Below are 6,117 nucleotides of genomic sequence, written 5' to 3'. Positions count from 1 at the left end.
TGGGTGTTCTCCGGGCAGGGTTCGCAGTGGGCGGCGATGGGTGCTGACCTGCTGGCCAGCGAGCCGGTGTTCGCCGCCACCATCGCCACGCTCGAGCCGCTGATCGCCGCGGAGTCGGGCTTCTCGGTGACCAAGGCATTGTCGGCACCGGAGGTCGTCACCGGTATCGACCGCGTGCAGCCGACCCTGTTCGCCGTCCAGGTCGCACTCGCGGCGACGATGAAGTCCTACGGTGTACAGCCCGGAGCGGTCATCGGCCACTCCATGGGCGAGTCCGCCGCCGCGGTCGTCGCCGGTGCGCTGTCGCTGGAAGACGGGGTGCGCGTGATCTGCCGGCGCTCCAAGCTGATGACCCGCATCTCCGGCAGCGGCGCGATGGCCTCGGTGGAACTGCCTGCCCAGCAAGTACTTTCGGAGTTGGTGGCGCGCGGCGTGAACGACGCGGTCGTCGCTGTGATGGCTTCGCCGCAGTCCACGGTGATCGGCGGGGCAACCCAGACGGTGCGCGATCTGGTGGCGATCTGGGAAGAGCGCGACATCATGGCCCGCGAGGTGGCCGTCGACGTAGCCTCCCACTCACCGCAGGTCGACCCGATCCTGGACGACCTGACCGAGGCGCTGGCCGACGTCACCCCGCTGTCCCCGGAGATTCCCTACTACTCGGCCACCTCGTTCGACCCGCGCGAGGAGCCCTACTGCGACGCCTACTACTGGGCCGACAACCTGCGGCACACGGTGCGCTTCGCCGCCGCCGTGCATGCCGCGCTCGAGGACGGCTTCCGGGTCTTCACCGAGCTGTCGCCGCACCCGCTGCTGACGCACGCGGTCGATCAGACCGCCCGCAGCCTGGACATCGCGGTCGCGGCCCTGGCCGGAATGCGGCGCGAGCAGCCGCTGCCCTACGGGCTGCGTGGGCTGGTGGGCGATTTGTACGCGGCCGGCGCAGCGGTGGACTTCTCGGTGCTCTACCCCGGCGGTCAACTGGTGGACGCACCGTTGCCGGCCTTTACCCATCGCTCGCTGATGCTGACCACCGAGGGCCAGGATTCGCGGGCGCATGGCGCCTGGACGGTCGCGGTACACCCGCTGATGGGGGCGCATGTCCGCCTGCAAGAGGAGCCGGAGCGCCACGTTTGGGAAGGTGAGGTCGGCACCGTCGCGCAGCCGTGGCTGGGCGACCACCAGGTGTATGACGCGACCATCCTTCCGGTGGCTGTGCACTGCGAGATGGCATTGGCCGCGGCCCGAACCGTTCTCGGCGAGGCGTCCGAAGTCCGCGACATCCGCTTCGAGCAGATGCTGCTGGTTCGTGACGAGACTCCCATCGGTGTGACCGCGACGGCCGTGGCGCCCGGTGTCGTCGAATTCGCGGTGGAGACCACCCAGGACGGCGAACGGGCCCGCCAGGCTTCTGCGATGCTGCACGCCGCCCCACAAACCGACGAAGATGACGACCGGCCAGCCGCCAAGGACATGGCCGAGCTGTTGGCCAGCCACCCGGAAAGCATCGACGGCCACGAGGTCCGGCAGTGGATGGATGAGCGGGGCCGCCGCCGATTCGGTCCGGCTTTCACCGGCCTGACCAGCGTGCACACCCCGGAAGGACCCGGTGACACGGTGCTGGCCGAGGTCGCCGTGCCGGGCGCGATCCGCACCCAGCAGGGAGCCTATGGCGTGCACCCGGTGTTGCTGGACGCATGTTTCCAAGCGGTGGCGGTTCATCCCAGCATCCGCAACGCCAGCAACGGCGGCCGACTGATGCCGTTGGGCCTTCGCCGGCTGCGTGCCTATGGTTCGGCGCGCACCGCTCGGTACTGCCACGCTACGGTGACCGCCTGCGGCGCGAACATCGAAGCCGACCTCGACGTGCTGGACGAGCACGGAACGGTCTTGCTGGCCATCCGCGGACTCGAGATCGGCACCGGCGCCTCGGAAAGCAGTGAGCGCAACCGGCTGCTGAACGAGCGGTTGCTGACGGTGGAGTGGCATCAGCGCGAGCTGCCCGAAATGAACCAGGAAGACGGCGGAACCTGGCTGCTGATCAGCACTTCGGACGCAACCGAGCTGGTGGCAACCGAGTTGACCGACGCGCTTAAGTTGCACGACGCGCAGTGCACGACCACGTCCTGGCCGCAGCAGTCCGACCATCTGGCCAGGGCCGGGCAGTTGCGCGACCAGCTGGATGCGGGGAGATTCACCGGCGTCGTGGTGCTCACGGCGCCGCAGAACGGCAACCCGGACTCGGAGTCGCCCAGCCGCGGCGGCGAGTACGTCAAGCATGTCGTGCGCATCGCCCGCGAACTCCTGGAAACCCTGGGTCAATCGCCCCGGTTCTATGTCGTGACCAGAAACGCCCAGGCGGTGCTGGAGGGCGATCGTCCAAATCTGGAGCAGGGCGGTTTGCGGGGGCTGCTGCGGGTGATCAGTGCCGAGCACCCGCACATGAAGGTCACCCACATCGATGTCGATGACCAGACCGGTGCCGAGCAGGTTGGGCGCCAGCTGCTGCTGGCCGAGTTGCACGAAGACGAGACGGCCTGGCGCAACGACGAGTGGTACACGGCGCGGCTGAGCATCGCCCCGCTGCGTCCCGAGGAGCGCCAGAGCATCGTCGTCGACCATGCGGAAGCCGGTATGCGCCTGCGTATCCGGACCCCCGGCGACCTGCAAACGCTGGAGCTGGCGGCCTTCGACCGGGTGCCCCCGGGACCCGGCCAGATCGAGGTCGCGGTGAGCGCGTCGAGCATCAACTTCGCCGACGTCCTGGTCGCCTTCGGCCGGTACCCCAGCTTCGAAGGCGAGGCGCCCGAGCTCGGCATGGACTTCGCCGGGGTGGTGACGGCGGTCGGACCTGACGTCACCGGTCACCGGGTCGGTGACCATGTGGGCGGCTTCTCCAGCGCTGGCTGCTGGGCGACGTTCGTCACCTGCGACGCGCGGCTGGCGGCACCGCTGCCAGCGGGCTTGACCGACGCCCAGGCGGCCGCGGTAACGACCGCACATGCCGCCGCCTGGTACGGCCTGCATGACCAGGCCAGGATCACTGCCGGCGACCGGGTGCTGATTCACTCCGCCACCGGCGGCGTAGGGCAGGCGGCGATTGCGATCGCGCGGGCGGCCGGCGCCGAGATCTACGCCACCGCGGGCAGTGAACAGCGGCGAGCGATGTTGCGCGACATGGGAATTAAGCATGTCTACGACTCGCGCACCCTGGAGTTCGCCGAACAGATTCGCCGCGACACCGACGGCTACGGCGTCGACATCGTGCTGAATTCGCTGACCGGTCCGGCCCAGCGCGCGGGTCTGGAGCTGCTGTCCATCGGCGGCCGTTTTGTGGAGATCGGCAAGCAGGACGTGTACGGCAACACCCGGTTGGGTCTGCTTCCGTTCCGGCGCAACCTCACGTTCCACTACGTCGACCTAGCGCTGATGGCGCAGAGCCACCCACAGCGGGTCGCCAACCTGCTGGGGACGGTGTACCGGCTCGTCGCAACCGGTGAATTGCCGCTCCCGGAGACCACGCACTACCCGCTTGCCGACGCGGCCACGGCTGTGCGGCTGATGAGCGCGGCAGAGCACACGGGCAAGCTCGTACTCGACGTGCCACACGACGGGGAGAGCAGCGTGGTGCTGCCACCGGAGCAGGCACAGGTATTCCGCGGCGATGGCTCCTACATCATCACCGGCGGACTGGGTGGCCTAGGCCTCTACTTCGCCGAGAAGATGGCCGCCGCCGGCTGTGGCCGCATCGTGCTTACCTCCCGCTCCCAGCCGAATGCGAAGGCGCAGGAGACCATTGAGCTCATCCGCGCGATGGGCGCCGATATCGCGGTGGAGTGCGGCGACATCGCCGACATCGCCACCGCGCAGCGCCTGGTGGCGGTGGCGACCGCGACCGGACTTCCGGTGCGCGGTGTTTTGCACGCCGCGGCGGTGTTCGACAACGCCATGGTGGAGAACATGTCCGACGAGCTGCTCGACCGCAACTGGGTGCCAAAGGTCAACGGCGCGTGGAATTTACACCAGGCCACGCTCGAGCAGCCCCTGGACTGGTTCTGCTTGTTCTCCTCGGCGGTTGCCCTGCTGGGCTCGCCCGGGCAGGGTGCCTACGCCGCGGCCAACAGCTGGCTGGACGCATTCACCTACTGGCGGCGGGCCCAGGGTCTTCCGGCCACCTCGATCGGGTGGGCGCTGTGGTCCGACGTCGGTCGAGCAGCGGCAATCCGGGCCGAGGCCGGCGACGACGCCGCTCTGGACGTGGGCGGCGAGGGCACCGCTTTCGCTTACTGGCGCGACACCGCGATCAGTGCCGAGGAGGGCGACTACGCGTTCCAGACGCTGCTGCGCCACGACCGCGCCTACACGGGATATGCACCGGTCATCCCGTCGCCGTGGCTGACGGCCTTCGCGCACCGCAGTCCGTTCGCTGAAATGTTCCAGTCCGCCGGGCAAAGCCGTTCCAGCACAAGCAAATTCCTCATGGAGCTGAACGAGCTGCCGCCCGAGGAATGGCCCGCCCGTCTGCGGCGCATGCTCTCCGAGCAAATCGGCCTGACGCTGCGTCGCACCATCGACGCCGACCGGCTGCTCACCGAATACGGCCTGGACTCGCTGAGCAGCCAGGAGCTGCGCGCCCACATCGAGGCCGAGACCGGGATACGGGTTACCGCAACCGATATCAACACTACGGTGCGGGGCCTGGCGGATCTGGTGTGCGAGAAATTGACCGCCGAGCGTGAGCCCGCGGCGACATGACGGTGGCCAATCAAGCCCCGACAGCCTGGTTTGGCCGATGAAGTTCGTGCTGGCGGTCCACGGCACCCGTGGCGATGTCGAGCCTTGCGCCGCAATCGGTTTGGAGCTGCGCCGACGAGGGCACGAGGTGGCCATGGCGGTGCCGCCGAACTTACTTGGATTCATCGAATCGGTCGGGCTTACCGGCGTGCCGTACGGCCCTGACTCGGTGGCGCAGCTGGACGAGGACATCTTCCGCAACCCGTGGAAGGTTCGCAGCCCGGTCACCATCTGGCGTCAGGGCGCCGAATACCTCACCTGGGGCTGGGAGGAGATGAGCTCCACCCTGGTGTCCCTGGCAGACGGGGCGGACCTGCTCGTGTCCGGCCAGACCTACCAGGGCGTCGTCGCCAATGTCGCTGAGCATTACGGCATTCCGATGGCCGCGCTGCACCACTTCCCGCACCGGCCCAATGGGCACCTCATCCCCCACGTGCCCGCTCCCCTGATGCGCTCCACGATGAAGTTGCTCGACTGGCTCTATTGGCGGATGTGCAAGGGCACCGAAAACACCCAGCGCCGCCGCTTGGGTCTGGCGCCGACGGCAGTCTCGTCGGCGAATCGGATCGCCGAGCAGTCCTTGGAGATCCAGGCTTACGACGAGATCTACTTTCCCGGGCTGGCCGCCGAGTGGGGCGACCGGCGGCGGCCGTTCGTCGGAGTGCTCACGTTGGGGCTGCCTACCGAAACCGACGACGAGGTCGCCGAGTGGATAGCCGCGGGAACGCCGCCGATCTACTTCGGCTGGGGCAGCATGCGGGTCGACTCCCCCGCCGACGCGGTCGCCATGATCAGCGATGTCTGCGCCGAGCTGGGCGAGCGAGCGTTGATCTGCTCCGGGGTAAGCGACTTCGACGTCGTGACCAAGCATGACAACGTCAAGGTTGTCTCCGCCGTGAACCACTCGGCCGTGTTTCCCCTTTGCCGCGCGGTGGTCCATCACGGCGGTGCGGGGACCACGGCTGCCGGCATGCGAGCCGGAGTTCCGACGCTGGTGCTCTGGATTGCGGCTGAACAACCGCTCTGGGCGGCCCAAGTGCAACGACTCAAGGTGGGCTTGGCGCGGCGTTTCCCGGCCGCCACGCGCAAATCGCTGGCCAAGAATCTGCGTACCGTGCTCGCGCCCGAATATCGCATCCGGGCACGCCAGGTGGCCGCTCAGATGACCAAAGCGGCCGACAGCATCACCACCACTGCCGATCTGCTGGAAGAAACCGCCCGCGCCGGAGCGGATCCGGAAACGCAAGGTCACGCAAAGATCACAGTAACTGGCGCGGACTCTGATTCGCCCACCCGAATCAGGCACGAAATATAGGGTTGACA

The 6,117-nt window shown here is 68.0% G+C and carries 2 protein-coding genes; both read left to right on the top strand.

The window, feature by feature from the left end; translation table 11 throughout:
• A partial coding sequence (gene pks2, locus AWC27_RS18110) for a sulfolipid-1 biosynthesis phthioceranic/hydroxyphthioceranic acid synthase (RefSeq protein WP_085671759.1) occupies window positions 1-4,755 on the top strand: 4,755 nt, incomplete at its 5' end.
• Between the two features lie 37 nt (window positions 4,756-4,792).
• Window positions 4,793-6,109, top strand: a complete 1,317-nt coding sequence (locus tag AWC27_RS18105; RefSeq protein ID WP_085671752.1) for a glycosyltransferase — start codon at window positions 4,793-4,795, stop codon at window positions 6,107-6,109.
• The last annotated feature ends 8 nt before the right edge of the window (window positions 6,110-6,117 follow it).

This window comes from Mycobacterium szulgai, assembly GCF_002116635.1.
Lineage (GTDB): Bacteria > Actinomycetota > Actinomycetes > Mycobacteriales > Mycobacteriaceae > Mycobacterium > Mycobacterium szulgai.
The sequence above is the reverse complement of the archived record's forward strand: the minus strand, read 5'-3'. Positions and strand labels throughout refer to the sequence as shown.

Excerpts from the sequence above, each read along its gene's own strand:
- AWC27_RS18105 (WP_085671752.1), top strand. The coding sequence starts at position 4,793 with ATGAAGTTCGTGCTGGCGGTCCACGGCACCCGTGGCGATGTCGAGCCT.